The following is a 17288-nucleotide window of genomic DNA, read 5'->3' as shown; positions in this document are numbered from 1 at the left end:
AGTACGAGGGCCTCCCCCGGTCGGAGCCCGACCGGGGGAGGCCGTCCACAGGCTGTGCACAGCCTGTGGGTAACGCGGAGGGGATCAGCCGGAGAGGCGGACCGGCATGATCAGGTACTGGTAGGCCTCGTCCGCCTCGCTGTCCACCGCGGCCTTGCCGCTCAGCAGGGCCGGCTTGGTCGGCGTGGTGAAGCTCAGCTGGGCGTAGGCGGAGTCGATGGCCTTGAGGCCCTCCTCCAGGTAGCCCGGGTTGAAGGCGATCGAGATGTCGTCGCCCTCCAGGTCGGCGTCGATCCGCTCGGTGGCCTGGGCGTCGTCGCCCGAGCCGGCCTCCAGCGTCAGCACGCCCTGCTCGAAGTTGAGCCGGACCGGGGTGTTGCGCTCGGCGACCAGCGAGACGCGCTTCAGCGCCTCCAGGAAGGGCTGGGTCTGGATCGCCGCGACCGCGCTGAACTCGGTCGGGAAGAGGCTGCGGAACTTGGGGAACTCGCCCTCCAGCAGCCGGGTGGTGGTGCGGCGGCCGGCGCCCTCGAAACCGATCAGGCCCTCGCCCGCGCCGCCCGAGGAGAGCGCGATCGAGACGTTGTCGCCGCTGCCGAGGGACTTGGCGATGTCCTGGAGGGTCTTGGCGGGCACCAGGGCGACCGCGGAGATGTCCTGCTGCTCGGGCTTCCACAGCAGCTCGCGGACGGCGAACCGGTAGCGGTCGGTGGCGGCCAGGGTGATCCGGTCGCCCTCGATCTCGACCCGCACACCGGTGAGCACCGGGAGGGTGTCGTCGCGGCCGGCGGCCACGGCGGCCTGGCTGACCGCGGAGGCGAAGACGTCGCCCGGGACGGTGCCGGTCGCGGTGGGCATCTGGGGCAGGGCCGGGTACTCGTCCACCGGGAGGGTGGGGAGGGTGAACCGGGAGCTGCCGCACACCACGCTGACCCGCTGGCCGTCGGTGGAGATCTCCACAGGCCTGTTGGGAAGGTTGCGCGAGATGTCGTTGAGCAGCCGGCCGGAGACCAGCACGGTGCCGGCCTCCTCGATGTCGGCCTCCAGCTCGACCCGGGCCGAGACCTCGTAGTCGAAGCCGGACAGCGCCAGGCTGCCGTCCTGTGCCGTCAGCAGCAGGCCGGCCAGCACCGGCACCGGCGGCCGTGCCGGGAGGCTGCGGGCAGCCCAGGCCACCGCCTCCGCGAGGACGTCACGCTCCACCCGGAACTTCACCGGTAACCGCCTCCTGGATCGAGCGCTCCCGCTCGCACGTCTGGTTCTTCTGATCTTGATCGTCGCTGCGGCTGTCCGTCGAGCTCTGCCGCTCCGCTTCCAGTCGCCGAGGACAGTCTGACGTACTCCACCGACAGACGGGGCAGACGGGCGGAAGCAACCCGAACGGATGTCGGGTCGCGGTTGTCCACAGATTTCGCCCCCAGCCGCTTTTGAACGAGGCGATGGGTCTATAGGTGTAGTGGTAGTAGTAGGGCCTGTGGAAACCGTGGATAACCCCGTTTCCGCAGGTCAGACCTCGTTTTTTGTCCACAGCGCATGTGGACGGCGGCTGTGGACGGACAGGGCCCGCTGTGGACAGCGGAGCGTTACCCACAGCCCACCGTGAGTATCCACAGGTTTTCCCCAGCGCTGTCCCCAGATCCTGGCACGGTTATCCACCGGAGCCGGTCAACGTTTCGTGACGCCTTTCACACCGGAGCATGAACGCCGCCCCAAGGTTGTCGAACTGTGGACGCTCCTGTGGACAACTTGGGGATAACCCGGTCGGCCCTGGGGACAACCGGTGGACAACCCGAACGGCCCACTGACGGGACGCCAATTGTCCACACCCTGTGGATAACCGTTGTGCACAAGTCCACAGCCACCTGACCTGCGCGGAAGAGCGTAGCGGCGGGCGGCCTGTGGAGGAATTCTGGATAACTTCGGACTCCCCGGCCTGTGGACGACGGGGAAGGGGCTCCGGCTGTGGACAACGGCCCACTGCGCCGATCGGGTTCGAATACCCGGTCAGATGTTCGGCGCGACCTGTGGACTGGCGGAGCGTCCGTCGTCGACAACTCTGCCCAGCGAATCGCCGGCCCACACCTGTGGATATGCGGAAAGGGCGTCAGGATCGCTCCTGACGCCCTTCCGGGGCCTTCCGCGGGGCCGTGCAGGGCCCCGCAGGCCTAGCTCTTGATGCGGTTGGTCAGCTCGGTGACCTGGTTGTAGATCGAGCGCCGCTCGGCCATCAGCGAGCGGATCTTGCGGTCCGCGTGCATCACGGTGGTGTGGTCGCGGCCGCCGAACTGCGCACCGATCTTCGGCAGCGAGAGGTCGGTGAGCTCGCGGCAGAGGTACATCGCGATCTGGCGGGCCGTCACCAGGACCCGGCTGCGCGAGGAGCCGCAGAGGTCGTCCACACCCAGCCCGAAGTACGCGGCGGTCTGCTGCATGATGACCTGCGCGGTGATCTCCGGGCCGGCGTCCTCGTCCCCGCCCGGGATGAGGTCCTTGAGGACGATGCCGGCCAGCTCCAGGTCCACCGGCGCCCGGTTGAGGTTGGCGAAGGCGGTGACCCGGATCAGGGCGCCCTCCAACTCCCGGATGTTGCGGGTGATCCGGGACGCGATGAACTCCAACACGTCCGCCGGGGCGTTCAGTTGCTCCTGGATCGCCTTCTTGCGCAGGATCGCGATCCGGGTCTCCAGCTCCGGCGGGGTGACGTCGGTGATCAGCCCCCACTCGAAGCGGTTCCGCAGCCGGTCCTCCAGCGTGGTCAGCAGCTTGGGCGGCCGGTCGGACGAGAGGACGATCTGCTTGTTGGCGTTGTGCAGGGTGTTGAAGGTGTGGAAGAACTCCTCCTGCGTGGACTCCTTGCTCGCCAGGAACTGCACGTCGTCCACGAGCAGGATGTCCATGTCCCGGTAGCGCTTGCGGAAGGTGTCCGCCTTGCCGTCCCGGATCGAGTTGATGAACTCGTTGGTGAACTCCTCCGAGGACACGTAGCGCACCCGGGTCCCCGGGAAGAGGCTGCGCGAGTAGTGCCCGATGGCGTGCAGCAGGTGGGTCTTGCCCAGCCCGGACTCGCCGTAGATGAAGAGCGGGTTGTACGCCTTGGCCGGGGCCTCGGCGACCGCCACCGCCGCGGCGTGCGCGAAGCGGTTGCTCGCGCCGATCACGAAGGTGTCGAAGAGGTACTTGGGGTTCAGCCGGGCGGCCGGCTCGTCCTTGCGCGAGCCGCCGGCCGGGGGAGCGCCGGGCGGGGCGGGCACACCGGGCACCGCGGGCCGGTCGGTGGCCCGCTCGGCCGGCGCCTTCTCCGGGGCGCGGCCGGCCGCAGGGCGGGCGCCGGGGGAGCGGCGGCCGGAGCCGGTGCGCGGGTGCTCGCCGGGGCCGGGGCCGTAGGCGCCGCCGAAGAGGTCGCCCTGGGTGGTCGCGGGCGGTCCGGGGACCGGCCGGTGCGGGCGCGGGGCGGGCTCCGGCTCGCCGTAGCCGTCGTGGTCGTCCCAGGACGGCTGCGGGGCGGGACCGCCGTAGGGCGCCGGCCGGTCCGAGCCGTACGGGGGCGCCGGGCGCTCCCCGTAGCCGCCGGGGCTGCCGTAGGGCTCCTGCTCGTACTCGGGGTAGTCGGGCTCGGCGTAGTCGGACTGGTACGACCGCCCGTAGCCCTGGTGGTTCTGGTGACCCTGGTGGCCGGGGGCGCCGTACTCGGGGCCGCCCTCGGAACGCGGGTAGGGCTCGGCGGCCGGCGGCTCGGCGGGTGCCGGGGCGGGGGTGGTGGGCGCGGCGTTGGCGTCGACCATCACGGCGATCCGGACCGGACGGCTGAGCTCGCGGCTGAGCGCCTCGGTCAGCTGCGGCAGCAGCCGGCCCTCCAGCACCTGCTTGGCCCGCTCGTTGGGGGTGGCCAGCAGGGCGGTGTCGTGCATCATCCACATCGGCTGGGTGCGCTGCACCCACTGCTTGTCCATCTCCCCGACGTCCGGGTCGCTGACCAGCCGCTCGACGACCCTCGCCCAGACCGGGACGAGGTCGCTGTTGACATCAGCCACTGGTGCACGCTTTCTCGGTTCCCCGCGGCTCCAGCAGGGGGTGGTGGATCAAGAGACTGTGGATCGGGGGCCGTCTACGCAGAACAAACCAGACAAGTCCTGCAACGGTAGTCAGCGAACTGAGCCGGATCAAGTCGTTGTCCACAGGCTGTGGGCGACGGGCGGGTCCGGCGGGTGCGAGCCGCCGCGCACGGACGGCTGGTTTGACCCTCGTGCCCCGTCCCGCGTACCGTATCGAGGTCGAGTTGTCGATGGCCGCTGCCGCATGTCCGCGGGTCCGCCCGCTCCATAAGGCGCGCAGCACGGGCGCCGTGGATTGCCTCAGACCCCAGCCGAACTGGGGCGATGGGCCGGATTTCCGTAACAGGGGAGATCACGCGGACGCACGGTGACGGCCAAGCGACTCCCCGTCATCCTACGATTCACCTCAGGAGCCCCCGAGTGAGCAAGCGCACCTTCCAGCCGAACAACCGTCGTCGCGCGAAGACCCACGGCTTCCGGCTGCGTATGCGTACCCGCGCCGGCCGCGCCATCCTGGCCGCCCGCCGTGGCAAGGGCCGCGCCAGCCTGTCCGCCTGATCCGCGTCAGAGTCTGTTGTGCTGCCCTCCGAGAATCGGCTGCGGCGGCGCCAGGACTTCGCGACCGCGGTGAAACGCGGTCGCCGGGCCGGCCGGCCCCTGTTGGTCGTCCATCTCAGCAGAGACGGTGACCCGGGGGCGCAGGCCGACCGGACGAGCGACTCCCGCCCGCACGTCGCCGAGGGGACTCCTTCGGCGCGTGCGGGTTTCGTCGTGAGCAAGGCCGTCGGTCCGGCGGTCGTCCGCAACCTGGTCAAACGCCGACTGCGCCACCTCGTCCGTGATCGCCTGTCCAGGCTGCCCGCCGGTAGCCTGATAGTGGTGCGTGCGCTGCCCCAGGCCGCGACCGCCTCGTACCAGGACCTGGAACGGGACCTGGACGCGGCGCTGAAGCGATTGCTGAAGGCGGAGCCCGCCGCTGCGGCGCCGACGGGAGCAGGGCGATGAAGTACCTGCTGATGGGTCTGATCAGGGTGTACCAGTGGACCATCAGCCCACTGCTCGGTCCGGTGTGCCGCTACTACCCCTCGTGCTCGCACTACGGCTATGAGGCCGTGCGGGTGCACGGGGCGGTCAAGGGCGGCGGCCTGACCGCCTGGCGCATCCTGCGCTGCAATCCGTGGACGCCGGGCGGGGTCGATCACGTCCCGCCGCGCAAGCACCCGGTGTGGCACCGCCGACTGCGCGACCTGCTGAACAGCAGGTCGGCCGTCGAACAGCCGGTGACCACGCCCCCCGCCGGTCCGGACCCCGAGGGCCCGGCGACCATTGGTCCCGTGGGGCCGATCCCAATGTCCAAGGAGCCTGACCGGTGACCTTCTCCTTCCTGAATCCCCTGTACACAGCGGTGTCCTGGATCATCGTCCAGTTCCACTCGCTGTACAGCCACGTCTTCGACCCGAACGGTGGCTGGGCCTGGGGTCTGGCCATCGCCTCGATGGTGGTCGTCATCCGGATCTGCCTGATCCCGCTCTTCGTGAAGCAGATCAAGGCGACCCGGGCCATGCAGGCGATCCAGCCGAAGATGAAGGCCATCCAGGAGCGCTACAAGAACGACAAGCAGCGCCAGTCCGAAGAGATGATGAAGCTGTACAAGGAGGCGGGTACCAACCCGTTCTCCAGCTGCCTTCCCATCCTCGTCCAGGCGCCGTTCTTCACCGCCCTCTACGGCGTGCTCGCCAAGGTCGCCGACGGCAAGCCGATCGGTGTCATCGACGGCGCCACGCTGGACAGTGCCCAGCAGGCCCACATCTTCGGTGCGCCGCTCTCCGCGACCTTCGTCGGCAGCTCCGAGGTCAGCGTCAAGATCGTCGTCGCCGTGATGATCGTCCTGATGTCGCTGTCGCAGTTCATCACCCAGCGCCAGCTGATGACCAAGAACGTGGACCTCACGGTCAAGACGCCGTTCATGCAGCAGCAGAAGATGCTGATGTACGTCTTCCCGATCATGTTCGCCGTGATGGGCATCAACTTCCCCGTCGGTGTGCTGGTCTACTGGCTGACCACCAACGTCTGGTCGATGGGCCAGCAGCTGATCGTCATCCGGAACAACCCGACTCCGGGCAGCAAGGCCTGGGACGAGCGCCAGGAACGGCTGAAGAAGGCCGGCCGGCTCAACCCGGACGGCACCGTGATCAAGGGCGCCCTCTGGGGCCTGCTGCCCCCGAAGAAGACGGCCCCCGCCTCGGCCGAGGCCGTCGTCGAGGACGCGGTGCACGTGCGCCGTCAGCAGCCGCGCAAGCAGACCAAGTCGCAGCGCCAGCACGGCGGTCAGACCGCGAGCCTGACCAAGGACGCCCCGGCGGAGTCCGCCCAGGCCGTTCCGGCCGACTCCACCCAGGCCGTCCCCGCCGAGTCCGGCAGCAGCAAGCCCGCCGCCGCCCGACCGGCCGGTGGCAAGCCGGCCCCGGCCCGGCAGGGCGGACGGCAGCAGCCCCGGCGTGGCGGTCAGGGCGGCCAGCGCCCGAAGAAGAAGTCCTGACCCGACCGGACCCGGACCGTCCCGGCGGCCCCCGAACCTCGTTCCCGGCCCACCACTCGGGCCCATCCCCGAAGGAGTCCATCAGTGACGGAAGGCACCACCTCCGCCGTCGAGGTCGAGGCCGCTGCCAGCGCCGACGAGGGCCTCATCGCCCGTCTGGAGCAGGAAGGCGACATCGCGGCGGACTACCTGGAGGGTCTGCTCGACATCGCCGACCTCGACGGTGACATCGACATGGACGTCGAGGGTGACCGCGCCCTGGTCTCCATCGTCGGCGACGGCAACGACCGCGCGCTGCAGCGCCTGGTCGGCCAGGACGGCGAGGTGCTGGAGGCGCTGCAGGAGCTGACCCGGTTGGCTGTCCACCGGGAGACCGGCGAGCGCAGCCGCCTCATGCTGGACATTGCCGGCTTCCGGGCCCGCAAGCGTTCGGAGCTGGCCACGCTCGGCGCCCAGGCGGCCGAGCAGGCGAAGAGCACGGGGGAGCAGGTCAAGCTGCGGCCGATGACGCCGTTCGAGCGCAAGGTCGTCCACGACGCGGTGGCCGCGGCCGGTCTGCGCAGCGAGTCCGAGGGCGAAGAGCCCCAGCGGTGCGTGGTCGTGCTGCCGGCCTGAGCCCGGAGTCGACGACGGCCGCCGCGGCGGTCGGCGGTCTTCAAGAGGACGCGACCCCGTCCGCTTCGTGCGGGCGGGGTCGCCGTCCCTTCGCCGGGTGTCACGGCCCGGCGGGGAGATGTTTCACGTGAAACGGTGTGAAGAGCGGGTCGGTGGATCCGGGGAGCGGAGAGGTCGAGATGGACACGGAGAGCGCGGCTGCCGGTGAGCCGGTGACGGGCGTCGGCGGTTCGGCCGCTGAGGGCCCGGCCGGTTCCGCCCAGGCGGACCAGCCCGGTGAGGGCCAGGTCGCCGACGGCGCGGCGGCCGTGGAGCTGACCGAGGCCCCGCCGGTGGCACGGGAGGTCTTCGGCGACCGCTACGACGCCGCGGTCCGCTACACCGAGCTGCTGGCCACGGCCGGCGTCCAGCGCGGGCTGATCGGCCCCCGTGAGGTGCCGCGGCTCTGGGACCGCCACGTGCTGAACTGCGCGGTGCTGGCCGAGCTGCTGCCCCCCGGCTCCACCCTGTGCGACGTCGGTTCGGGGGCCGGCCTGCCCGGCATCCCGGTCGCGCTGGCCCGCCCGGACGTCTCGGTGACGCTGCTGGAGCCGCTGCTGCGCCGGACCACCTTCCTGGAGGAGGTGGTCCGCGAGCTGGGGCTGGAGAACGTCACGGTGCTGCGCGGCCGGGCCGAGGAGATGGTCGGCAAGCTGGCCGTGGACGTGGTGACGGCCCGCGCGGTGGCGCCGATGGAGCGCCTGGCCGGCTGGGGCCTGCCGCTGCTGCGTCCGCACGGCCAGATGCTGGCGCTCAAGGGCGACAGCGCCGAGCAGGAGCTGGCGGAGTCGCGGGCCGGGCTGGCCAAGCTCGGCGCGGTGGAGTGGTCGGTCATCTCGGTCGGCGAGGGCACCCTGGAGACCTCGACCCGGGTGGTCCAGGTCAAGGCCGGGGAGAGCCCCGGCGGGGTGAAGGCCGCCACCCGGCGGGCCAAGGCGGCCCGGGCCGGGCGCAGCGCCGGTGCCGTCCGGGGCGCCGAGCGCGGTCGTGGCGGGCGGCGCCGCAGCCGCTGACGCGGGTGATGCTCGACACGGGCGGGTGGTCCTCCGGACCGCCCGCCCGTTGGTCGTTTCGGGGGACAACCCGGCAATCGGAGTGTCGCACCGTCAGAAATCCGACATTGCGGGCATGGTGTTTCACGTGAAACGTCGCTCCCTGCTTTCCGGAATCCTCTCTCGCAGCCGGGCGGCGACTGTTGCCGCTCCGGTTTCACGTGAAACACTGAGCCCCATGCAGGACTCGGAGACCATCGACCAGATCGATGACACGCCCATCGCGCGTGCTGCCCAGGCTGCGGTCCAGGCGATCGGACGGGCGGGCGAGGGGCTGCCCCGGCCCGCCGCGACCAGGGTGATCGTCGTCGCCAACCAGAAGGGCGGGGTGGGTAAGACCACCACCACCGTCAACCTGGCCGCCTCGCTCGCCATGCACGGACTGCGCGTCCTGGTGATCGACCTCGACCCGCAGGGCAACGCCTCCACGGCGCTGGGCATCGACCACCACGCCGAGGTGCCGTCGATCTACGACGTCCTCGTCGAGGGCAAGCCGCTGGCCGACGTGGTGCAGCCGGTGGTGGACGTCGAGGGGCTGTTCTGCTGCCCCGCCACCATCGACCTGGCCGGTGCGGAGATCGAGCTGGTCTCGCTGGTGGCCCGGGAGAGCCGGCTCCAGCGCGCCATCGCCGCGTACGAGCAGCCGCTGGACTACATCCTGATCGACTGCCCGCCCTCCCTCGGCCTGCTGACGGTCAACGCCCTGGTGGCCGGCCAGGAGGTGCTGATCCCGATCCAGTGCGAGTACTACGCGCTGGAGGGGCTCGGCCAGCTGCTGCGCAACGTCGAGCTGGTCCGGGCGCACCTCAACCCCGCGCTGCACGTCTCCACCATCCTGCTCACCATGTACGACGCCCGCACCCGGCTGGCCGCCCAGGTCGCCGAGGAGGTCCGGACGCACTTCCAGCAGGAGGTGCTGCACACCGCGATCCCGCGCTCGGTCCGCATCTCGGAGGCGCCGAGCTACGGGCAGACGGTGTTGACCTACGATCCGGGTTCGACCGGTGCGCTCTCCTACCTGGAGGCCGCCCGGGAGCTGGCGATGCGCGCGGCGGGCGTCGGCGGGGTCACCGGCTCACTGGTGGGCCAGCAGCGCGACGGCCAGCAGAACGGCCGGCCGCAGGGCGGCGGCGAGACGGGGCACGGCGCCCCGATGGCACAGCACGGTACGACGGAGGGCAATCGGTGAGTGGTCGCAGGGGTCTCGGACGTGGGCTCGGGGCGCTGATCCCGGCCGCCACACCGGCGGCCGGCGGAGCGGCGCAGCCCGCGACCGCCACGCCCGCGCCGGGCTCGGCGGCGCCCGCCGGAACGGTCTCGCCGGCTGCGGTGCCGGTGCTGCCGACCGGGCGGGGCACGGTGGCCGCCAAGGTCGCCGCGGAGAGTCTCCGGGAGCAGGCCGACCGGGCGGCCGAGTCCGCCGGGTCGGAGCTCGCCCCGGTGGACGGCGCGCGCTTCGCGGAGCTGCCGCTGGACGCGATCACGCCCAACCCGTGCCAGCCGCGCCTGGTCTTCGACGAGGACAAGCTGGCCGAGCTGGTCGCCTCCATCAAGGAGGTGGGCCTGCTCCAGCCGGTCGTGGTGCGGCAGGTCTCGCCCGAGCGCTTCGAGCTCATCATGGGCGAGCGGCGCTGGCGGGCCTCCCGGGAGGCCGGTCTGGAGCGGATCCCGGCGATCGTCCGGGCCACCGAGGACGACAAGCTGCTGCTGGACGCCCTGCTGGAGAACCTGCACCGGGCGGAGCTGAACCCGCTGGAAGAGGCCGCCGCCTACGACCAGCTGCTGCGGGACTTCTCCTGCACCCATGACGAGCTGGCGGACCGGATCGGCCGCTCCCGCTCGCACGTCTCCAACACGCTGCGGCTGCTGAAGCTGTCGCCCGCCGTGCAGCGGAGGGTCGCCGCCGGGGTGCTGACGGCGGGCCACGCCCGCGCGCTGCTCGGCGTGCCGGACGGCGAGCGGCAGGACCAGCTGGCCCGGCGGATCATCGCCGAGGGCCTCTCGGTGCGGACCACCGAGGAGATCGTCGCGCTGATGGACCGCGAGGAGAAGCCGGCGCGGGCGGCCGGGCCGAAGGCGGGCAAGCTGCTCTCCCCGGCCTTCAACGACCTGGCGAGCCGGCTCTCCGACCGCTTCGACACCCGGGTCAAGGTGGAGGTCTCGCAGCGCGGCGGCAAGCTCGGGAAGGGCAAGGTCGTGCTGGAGTTCGGCTCGGTGGAGGACCTCAACCGGATCCTGGACAGCCTGGCCCCGGGCGAGGACGGGCTCCGGCTGTCGCAGGGCTGATCGGGCCGAGGGCTACCCGATGGGTGCATGTTCCACGTGAGCGGTGTTTCACGTGAAACATGCACCCATCGGCGTTCGGGGGGAATGCTCGACTGTGGAGTGGACGAGGAGGTGCGGGGCATGGGACGCCGGATCGCTCCGCTGACACTGGACAACCTCGTGGATCTGCCGACCACGTGCCGCTCCTGCGTGTTCTGGGAGCTGGATCCGGTCAGCGGACGGGCGGCCGTGGAGTCCGGCAAGCCCGAGTCGGAGAAGGAGGGGTGGATCTCCGCGGTCCTGCTGGAGTGGGGCTCCTGCGGCCGGATCGTCTACGTGGACGACGTCCCGGCGGGCTTCGTGCTCTACGCCCCGCCCGCGTACGTGCCGCGCTCGCAGTCCTTCCCGACGAGTCCGGTCTCGCCGGACGCGGTTCAGCTGATGATCAGCCGGGTGCTGCCGGGCTACCAGCGGCAGGGGCTCGGCCGGGTGCTGGTGCAGACCGTGGCCAAGGATCTGGTGGGCCGCGGGGTGAAGGCGATCGAGGCGTTCGGCGCGGTCGGCCGGCAGCCGACGAGCTGTGTCCTCCCGGCGGAGCACCTGCTCGCGGTGGGCTTCAAGACGGTCCGGCCGCACCAGCGGTACCCGCGGCTGCGGCTGGAGGCCCGGACCACGCTCTCCTGGCGCGGGGACGTGGAGGTCGCGCTGGAGCGGCTGCTCGGCGGGGGCCGCAAGGAGCCCGCACTCCGGCCGTTCTAGGGCCTGTCCGGCAACCCCGGTAGGACGCTTCCCGGGCAGACGTCCGGGTGGGTACGCGACGAGGGCGGGGCTCCCGGTGGGAAGCCCCGCCCTCGCGGCACTGAGGTCTGTCCCGGTCGCAGCCGGGCCGGGACCTAGATGAACTCGGCGAGCTCGCGCAGCAGCGCAGCCTTCGGCCGGGCACCGGTGATCGACTTCACCGGCTCGCCGCCCTTGTAGACGATCAGGGTCGGGATCGAGATGACGCCGTACTGCGCGGCGGTCGCCTGGTTGGCGTCCACGTCCAGCTTGGCGATGGTCAGCTTGTCGCCGTGCTCGGCCGCGATCTCGTCCAGGATCGGGGCGACCTGGCGGCACGGACCGCACCAGGTGGCCCAGAAGTCGACCAGTACGGGCTTCTCGCTCTTCAGGACGTCGGTCTCGAACGTCTTGTCGGTGACGGTGGTGGTGGCGCCGGCCACGGGGACTCCTCGGGATCGAACGGAGAGGGCTGCTGCCAGGTGAACAACGGGCGGGCCCGTTCTGTTTCTGCCTGGCCGGGTGCGGGGCGGCGCGGGGGCGTTTCACGTGAAACACCCCCGCGGGGTGGATCGGGTGGGGCTCAGACCGCGACGGTGGCGGCCTGGGCCTCCAGGTCGGCCAGCGAGGCCAGGTAGCGCTCGGCGTCCAGCGCGGCGGCGCAGCCGGTGCCGGCGGCCGTGATGGCCTGGCGGTAGGTGTGGTCGACGACGTCGCCGGCGCCGAAGACGCCCGGGATGCCGGTCCGGGTCGAGGGGGACTCGACCTTGAGGTAGCCCTCGGCGTCGAGCTCCAGCTGGCCCTTGAACAGCTCGGTGCGCGGGTCGTGGCCGATGGCGATGAACAGGCCGGTGACGGCCAGCTCGCGGGTCTCGCCGGTGGTGGTGTCGCGCAGGGTGACGCCGGTCAGCTTCGGGTCGCCGTGGATCGCCTCGACCGCGCTGTCCCACTCGAAGCGGATCTTCTCGTCGGCGAAGGCGCGCTCCTGCATCGCCTTGGAGGCGCGCAGGGTGTCCCGGCGGTGGATGATCGTGACGCTGCGGGCGAAGCGGGAGAGGAAGGTCGCCTCCTCCAGGGCCGTGTCGCCGCCGCCGACCACGGCGATGTCCTGGTCGCGGAAGAAGAAGCCGTCGCAGGTGGCGCACCAGGAGACGCCGCGCCCGGAGAGCTTGTCCTCGTTCGGCAGGCCCAGCTTGCGGTGCTGCGAGCCGGTGGTGACGATCACGGCGCGGGCCTTGTGGACGTTGCCCTCGGAGTCGGTGACGGTCTTGACGTCACCGGTGAGGTCGACCGCGACGATGTCGTCCGGGACCAGCTCGGCGCCGAACCGCTCGGCCTGGGCCCGCATGTTGTCCATCAGCTCGGGGCCCATGATGCCGTCCCGGAAGCCGGGGAAGTTCTCCACCTCGGTGGTGTTCATCAGCGCACCGCCGGCGGTGACGGCGCCCTCGAAGACCAGCGGCTCGAGGGAGGCACGGGCGGTGTAGAGCGCAGCCGTGTAGCCGGCCGGGCCGGAACCGATGATGATCACGTTACGGACGTCGCTCACTGCATCTCCTGGTTCGCATCGCGACCCGCGCTAGGTGCGGGGAGGGCGGTCCTGCTCCGCCGCCCGGGACAACGACTGACCAGTCTCCCGCATTCCCAGGCGAATCCGTACCAGGTGCCCGCAGTGTGGGAGCGCCCGGCGCCCCGGGGCTGGATCGCACGGGGCCGGTGCGCCGATCCGCCGTGGAATGCCCGCTGGGGGTCCGGGCCGCGCGATTCCGGCCGCGGTGGGCGCCTGTCGGTGGGCACGCCGCAGGGCGCCCGCCGACGGGTTCAGCGGGCCTCGACGGTGCGGTGCACCAGGACCGGCCCGCAGTCGGGGGAGCGCAGGTAGACGTCGAGCCGGTCGGACCGGCCGGGCACCGCGTACACCAGAAGGTCCGCCGGGGCGCCCGCGTAGCTGCCCCGGTCGCTGGCGAGCAGCGGGGCGTCGGTGGGCGCCGGGCAGGCCGGGGCGCTCTGGCCGCCGGCGATGCCCGGTTGCACGTCGGCGGGCGGTGCACCGCCGGTCATGGTGGAGGGCGCCCCCGGCTTGACCGGGCCGTCGGTGGTCGGCCCGGCGCCGGCGAGCAGGTGCCGCACCTGGTCCGCCAGCTGGTCGTCCCGGTAGACGGTGCCGCCGCCCGCCTGCTCGGCCTTGGGGCTCTGGGCGGGCCTGGCGCTCGCGGCGGGGCTCGGCACGGCGCCGGCCGCGGGGGCGCCGACCGAGACCGCGGCGGTGTCCGAGGCGGACCGGTCGGGCATGGAGAGCAGCAGCGAGCCGCCGAGGCCGGCCCCGATCAGGACGGCGGCCGCACCGAGCAGCAGGCCGAGCCGGCGCCGCCGCGGCCGGGCGCGGCCCGGTCCGGTGGCCGCCGACGGGCCGGACGGGCGTCCGGACGGGCGCCCGGGTGGGGCGAGGTGCGTCGAGGAGGGGCCGGGAACGGGCCGGGAGGGGGCGGCCGGGGCGGTGCCCTCCCGAGGGACCGCGACGGCCTTCCGGGCGGTCTGGGGGGCCGCGGCGGGCCCGTCGGCGGCATCCGCGGCATCGGCGGCACGGACGGCATCGGCGACGTGACGCCCGGCCGCGTCGTGCTCGGCCGTACCCGGCTCGCCCGTACCCGGCTCGCCCGTACCCGGTTCGGCCTCGTCGCGTTCGGCCACCGCCGCCGCGAGGGCGGCGTCCAGCCGGGCGGCCACGTCGGTGGGCAGGGCGGGCGGCTCGACGGCGCCGAGCAGTGCCCGGACCTCGCCGAGGGCCTCGGCGGTCTCGCGGCACTCGGCGCAGCCGTCCAGGTGCCGCCGGAGCGCCGCGGTGTCGGCGGCGGAGTCGACCAGTCCCTCGGCCAGATCGGCCAGCTCGTCGACGGAGGGGTGCGCCGCGGTGGGCTCGGGGGAGGAGAGGGGGGCCGTCATCGCGTGCTCGCATCTCCTTCCAGAACCGGCCGGGTGGTGTCCGGGCCTGTCCTTCTGACGGCACGGGCGCCGGTCGGGTTCCCCGGTGGGGCGGATCCGCCCCGGGGCGCGGGGGCCGTGGTGCCGGCCCCCCGCTCGGTTTCACGTGAAACAGTGCCCGCCGCCGGTGCCGCGCCGTCCGCGCGGACGCCGTCCTCGCGGAGGTGGCGGACCAGCGGCAGCAGCCGGGCCCGGCCCCTGGCGCAGCGGCTCTTCACCGTCCCCACCGGCACGCCCAGCACCTCGGCGGCCTCCGCGACCGGGTAGCCCTGCATGTCGACCAGGACCAGCGCGGCCCGCTGTTCGGCCGGAAGTTCGGCCAGCGCCGCCGCCAGCTCCCGGTGCACCTCGGCCCGGACCACCGGGGAGTCGGCCGGCTCGGCGGAGCCCACCAGGGCGTCCAGCCGCTGCGGGTCGTCGTCCAGCGGGTTGGTGCGCCGGGTGGCGGTGCGCCGCGCGCGGTCCAGACAGGCGTTGACCACGATCCGGTGCAGCCAGGTGGTGACGGCCGAGCGGCCCTGGAACGTGTGCGCGCTGCGGAACGCGGAGACCAGGGCGTCCTGGAGGGCGTCGGCGGCCTCCTCGCGGTCGCCGAGGGTGCGCAGGGCGACCGCCCAGAGCCGGTCGCGGTGGCGGTTCACCAGCAGGCCGAAGGCGTCCCGGTCGCCGGCGACGTGCCGGGCGAGCAGTGCCGCGTCGTCGTCCACCCGGTCCGCGCCGTCCGTCACTGCCACCCCTCGTGGTGCCGTCGTTGCCCTCACCCGGCCGCCGGTCAGCCGAAGACCTTGACCTCGGAGACGTAGCCGCGGAACTTGGTGTCCGTATCCTTCGGCAGGTTGGTGAGCCAGATCAAGAGGTAGCGCGTGGTGACCGGGTTCTCCAGGGTGAACTCGGCGCTGGTGCCGCTCTTCTTCCCGGCCACGGTGAAGGCCTCGGGCTGGGCGGCGCCGGGGTTGGCGGCGGCCTGGGCGCCCGGGATGCGGAGTTCGACGGTGGTGCTCCCGACGAACTGGACGTTCACCGAGCTGACCGACTGCTGGGAGCCGAGGTCGATCAGCAGCCCGGTGCCCTCCTTGAGCGGCGGCTTGGTGCCGAACTGGTCGTTGTAGCCCTTGGTCGTCCAGGACGAGCCGGGGTCGCCGTCGAAGGACTTCGGGAGCAGGTACAGGGACTCCGGGGAGTCGCCCAGCGGGTTGTACGACTGGGCTTCCTTGACCGGGATCGGCACCGGGGTGTGGGTGGCTGCGTGCACGGTCGGCGCGGCGCTGGACGGCGCCGGGGTGGCGGCGGTGACGGTCGGCCCGGTGTGGCGCAGGCTGTCGACCAGCTGCCAGGAGGCGACGCCGATCGCGCCGAGGGCGACCGTCCAGGCCGTCACCTTGACCGCCCGGCGCAGCCGCCGGCGGGTGCGCCGGACCGGGGCGAGCCGGTTGGGGGCCGGCGCGGTGCCGGGGGCGGCGACCACCCGGGTCGGGTTGGGCGCGGTGGGCAGCGCGTGGGTGTTGTGGCGCGGCGGGGCGCTGAAGGCGGGCAGCTCCGGTTCGGGCTGGCGGATGCGCGGCATCAGCGCGATCGCCTTGGCCAGCTCCTCCGGGGTGCGGATCGGCTGGGCGTGGTGCGGGGGGTGGTCGAAGAGGGCGCGAGCGGCCAGTTCGGACAGGCCCTTGTGGACGCCGGCCCGGACCTGGTCCGGCGGCACGGCGTGGAGGTTCCGGGGCAGGCCCTGGAGGTCGTAGCGGTCCTCCGGGTACGGCCAGCGGTGGGTGAGCGCGGCGAACAACAGGGCGCCGATCGCCCGGGTGTCGGTCCGCTCGGCGTCCTCGGCGCCGCCGTCGGCGGGCAGCCCGCGCAGCGCGGCGTCCACCGCGATGCCGTTGATCCGGTACTGGCCGCTGTCGGTGCGCAGCACGCAGCGCGGGGTGAGTCGCAGGTGGGCCTGCCCGCGCCGGTGGGCGGCGGCGACGGCGTCGGTGACCTGGCGGACCATCTGGTACGCCTCGTGCGGCTCCATCGGGCCGTCGGCGAGCAGCTTGGCGAGGTCGGAGGCGTGCGGCAGCCACTCCCGCACGACGTAGACCAGCTCGCCCTCCTGCACGGCGTCCAGCACCTGGACGAAGCGCGGGTCGCCGAGCAGTGCGGCGGACTTGGCGGCCGCCAGCACCCGGCGGGCCCGTTGGTGGCCGGAGGCCATCAGGTGGACGCCGACGGCGCGGCGCAGCTTCTCGTCGACCGCCCGCCAGCTGCTGAAGGTCTCGGTCTGGGAGATGCACTCCTCCAGCCGGTACCGGTTGCCGATCTTGTCCCCGCTGTGCCGCAGCGGGGCCGGCAGGGTCTGCGGCAGGGTGCCGGTGTCACGCGGGTCGTGCGTGGGCTGCGGGTCCTGCGGCGGGCGGGCCGGGCGCGCGGCCGTGCCCCGCGCCGCTGCTGCGGCCGCCTTCGCCGCGCCGGCGGCGAGCTCGGCGCGGATCTCGGCCGCGGAGAGCGGCGCGGTGATCTCGGAGGTCTCCTCCGAGGAGGGTGCGGGAGAGGGCTCGTCGTCCGGTGCGGTCCCGGTGCGCGCGGCCTCGGGGGACTGCTGGGCCGTCTCGCCGGCGAGCTCGTCGATCGCCGCGGCCAGTGCGGCCTCGTCCGTCGCCCCGTCAGCTGCTGACGTGTCGACGACCGCCTTGGTGCCATCAGCCACCGTGGTCCTGCCTCCCCTTGTGTCGCCCCGGCCTGAGAGAGTCGCTGGAGCGGTCGGGCCGAGGCTCGGCGCTCCAGGACAATTGTGCCCACTCTTCTCCACCGGGTACGACCGCTGGAAGGGTCGGTCGGTTGCGTGATGGTGGAGAGATGTGGTGCAGATCCGACACTGGGCCGCCATCTCCGGCCCGGGAGGACCCGGGGTGCGGAGGGCGGCCCAGTACTGACGTGTGCCCCCCGCCCGGTGGGCGGAAGGCTCCGGCCCCCGGTTGACGCCCGGTCAGG

Annotated in this window: 16 protein-coding genes; 9 read left to right on the top strand and 7 right to left on the bottom strand. The window is 72.7% G+C overall.

The window, feature by feature from the left end; genetic code table 11:
* Nucleotides 1–84: 84 nt before the first annotated feature.
* Both dnaN and dnaA read right to left on the bottom strand, forming a co-directional pair.
* Nucleotides 85–1215, bottom strand: coding sequence for a DNA polymerase III subunit beta (dnaN, locus tag ACIPSC_RS04295; protein WP_313764734.1), 1131 nt, complete (start codon nt 1213–1215; stop codon nt 85–87).
* 950 nt (nt 1216–2165) lie between these two features.
* The gene (gene dnaA / locus ACIPSC_RS04290; protein WP_400822839.1) at nt 2166–4031 is read right to left on the bottom strand and encodes a chromosomal replication initiator protein DnaA; all 1866 of its coding nucleotides are present in this window, start codon (nt 4029–4031) and stop codon (nt 2166–2168) included.
* Between the two features lie 441 nt (nt 4032–4472).
* On the opposite strand from dnaA, the gene rpmH reads away from it, so the two are divergent.
* The 9 genes from rpmH (at nt 4473) to ACIPSC_RS04245 (ending at nt 11321) form a co-directional block, all read left to right on the top strand.
* Nucleotides 4473–4610: a 50S ribosomal protein L34 gene (gene rpmH / locus ACIPSC_RS04285; protein ID WP_030059672.1), complete on the top strand. Its 138-nt coding sequence runs from the start codon at nt 4473–4475 to the stop codon at nt 4608–4610.
* A gap of 18 nt (nt 4611–4628) precedes the next feature.
* A complete protein-coding gene (gene rnpA, locus ACIPSC_RS04280) occupies nt 4629–5057 on the top strand; it encodes a ribonuclease P protein component (protein WP_400822836.1) in 429 nt (142 codons plus the stop codon).
* On the top strand, nt 5054–5425 hold the full coding sequence (yidD, locus tag ACIPSC_RS04275) for a membrane protein insertion efficiency factor YidD (RefSeq protein ID WP_400822834.1): 372 nt from the start codon (nt 5054–5056) through the stop codon (nt 5423–5425). Before rnpA ends, yidD begins: the two co-directional genes overlap by 4 nt.
* Entirely contained in the window at nt 5422–6591 is a 1170-nt protein-coding gene (gene yidC, locus ACIPSC_RS04270; protein WP_400822833.1) for a membrane protein insertase YidC, read from the top strand. Before yidD ends, yidC begins: the two co-directional genes overlap by 4 nt.
* Before the next feature lie 84 nt (nt 6592–6675).
* On the top strand, nt 6676–7206 hold the full coding sequence (locus tag ACIPSC_RS04265; protein WP_400822831.1) for a protein jag: 531 nt from the start codon (nt 6676–6678) through the stop codon (nt 7204–7206).
* 179 nt (nt 7207–7385) lie between these two features.
* Nucleotides 7386–8258: a 16S rRNA (guanine(527)-N(7))-methyltransferase RsmG gene (gene rsmG, locus ACIPSC_RS04260; RefSeq protein WP_400822829.1), complete on the top strand. Its 873-nt coding sequence runs from the start codon at nt 7386–7388 to the stop codon at nt 8256–8258.
* Between the two features lie 217 nt (nt 8259–8475).
* Nucleotides 8476–9486, top strand: coding sequence for a ParA family protein (locus ACIPSC_RS04255; RefSeq protein ID WP_400822828.1), 1011 nt, complete (start codon nt 8476–8478; stop codon nt 9484–9486).
* The gene (locus tag ACIPSC_RS04250) at nt 9483–10583 is read left to right on the top strand and encodes a ParB/RepB/Spo0J family partition protein (RefSeq protein WP_400822827.1); all 1101 of its coding nucleotides are present in this window, start codon (nt 9483–9485) and stop codon (nt 10581–10583) included. Before ACIPSC_RS04255 ends, ACIPSC_RS04250 begins: the two co-directional genes overlap by 4 nt.
* Nucleotides 10584–10703: 120 nt before the next feature.
* Nucleotides 10704–11321 (top strand): GNAT family N-acetyltransferase, encoded by a 618-nt coding sequence (locus ACIPSC_RS04245; protein WP_400822826.1) that lies wholly within the window; start codon nt 10704–10706, stop codon nt 11319–11321.
* A gap of 134 nt (nt 11322–11455) precedes the next feature.
* Here ACIPSC_RS04245 and trxA read toward each other — a convergent pair whose 3' ends face one another.
* From trxA to ACIPSC_RS04220, 5 genes are all read right to left on the bottom strand, one after another.
* On the bottom strand, nt 11456–11782 hold the full coding sequence (gene trxA / locus ACIPSC_RS04240; protein ID WP_238860462.1) for a thioredoxin: 327 nt from the start codon (nt 11780–11782) through the stop codon (nt 11456–11458).
* A 140-nt stretch (nt 11783–11922) separates the two neighbouring features.
* A complete protein-coding gene (trxB, locus tag ACIPSC_RS04235; protein WP_400822825.1) occupies nt 11923–12888 on the bottom strand; it encodes a thioredoxin-disulfide reductase in 966 nt (321 codons plus the stop codon).
* 272 nt (nt 12889–13160) lie between these two features.
* On the bottom strand, nt 13161–14282 hold the full coding sequence (locus ACIPSC_RS04230) for a hypothetical protein (protein ID WP_400822824.1): 1122 nt from the start codon (nt 14280–14282) through the stop codon (nt 13161–13163).
* The gene (gene sigM / locus ACIPSC_RS04225; RefSeq protein WP_400822822.1) at nt 14279–15049 is read right to left on the bottom strand and encodes an RNA polymerase sigma factor SigM; all 771 of its coding nucleotides are present in this window, start codon (nt 15047–15049) and stop codon (nt 14279–14281) included. The genes ACIPSC_RS04230 and sigM overlap by 4 nt, the downstream gene beginning before the upstream one ends.
* A 44-nt stretch (nt 15050–15093) precedes the next feature.
* On the bottom strand, nt 15094–17004 hold the full coding sequence (locus ACIPSC_RS04220) for a serine/threonine protein kinase (protein ID WP_400822820.1): 1911 nt from the start codon (nt 17002–17004) through the stop codon (nt 15094–15096).
* Between the last annotated feature and the right edge of the window lie 284 nt (nt 17005–17288).

It is taken from the genome of Kitasatospora sp. NPDC090091 (assembly GCF_044747365.1).
Taxonomy (GTDB): domain Bacteria; phylum Actinomycetota; class Actinomycetes; order Streptomycetales; family Streptomycetaceae; genus Kitasatospora.
The sequence above is the reverse complement of the archived record's forward strand: the minus strand, read 5'-3'. Positions and strand labels throughout refer to the sequence as shown.

Excerpts from the sequence above, each read along its gene's own strand:
- ACIPSC_RS04255 (WP_400822828.1), top strand. The coding sequence starts at position 8,476 with ATGCAGGACTCGGAGACCATCGACCAGATCGATGACACGCCCATCGCG.
- yidD (WP_400822834.1), top strand. The coding sequence starts at position 5,054 with ATGAAGTACCTGCTGATGGGTCTGATCAGGGTGTACCAGTGGACCATC.
- ACIPSC_RS04230 (WP_400822824.1), bottom strand. The coding sequence starts at position 14,282 with ATGACGGCCCCCCTCTCCTCCCCCGAGCCCACCGCGGCGCACCCCTCC.
- ACIPSC_RS04245 (WP_400822826.1), top strand. The coding sequence starts at position 10,704 with ATGGGACGCCGGATCGCTCCGCTGACACTGGACAACCTCGTGGATCTG.
- rsmG (WP_400822829.1), top strand. The coding sequence starts at position 7,386 with ATGGACACGGAGAGCGCGGCTGCCGGTGAGCCGGTGACGGGCGTCGGC.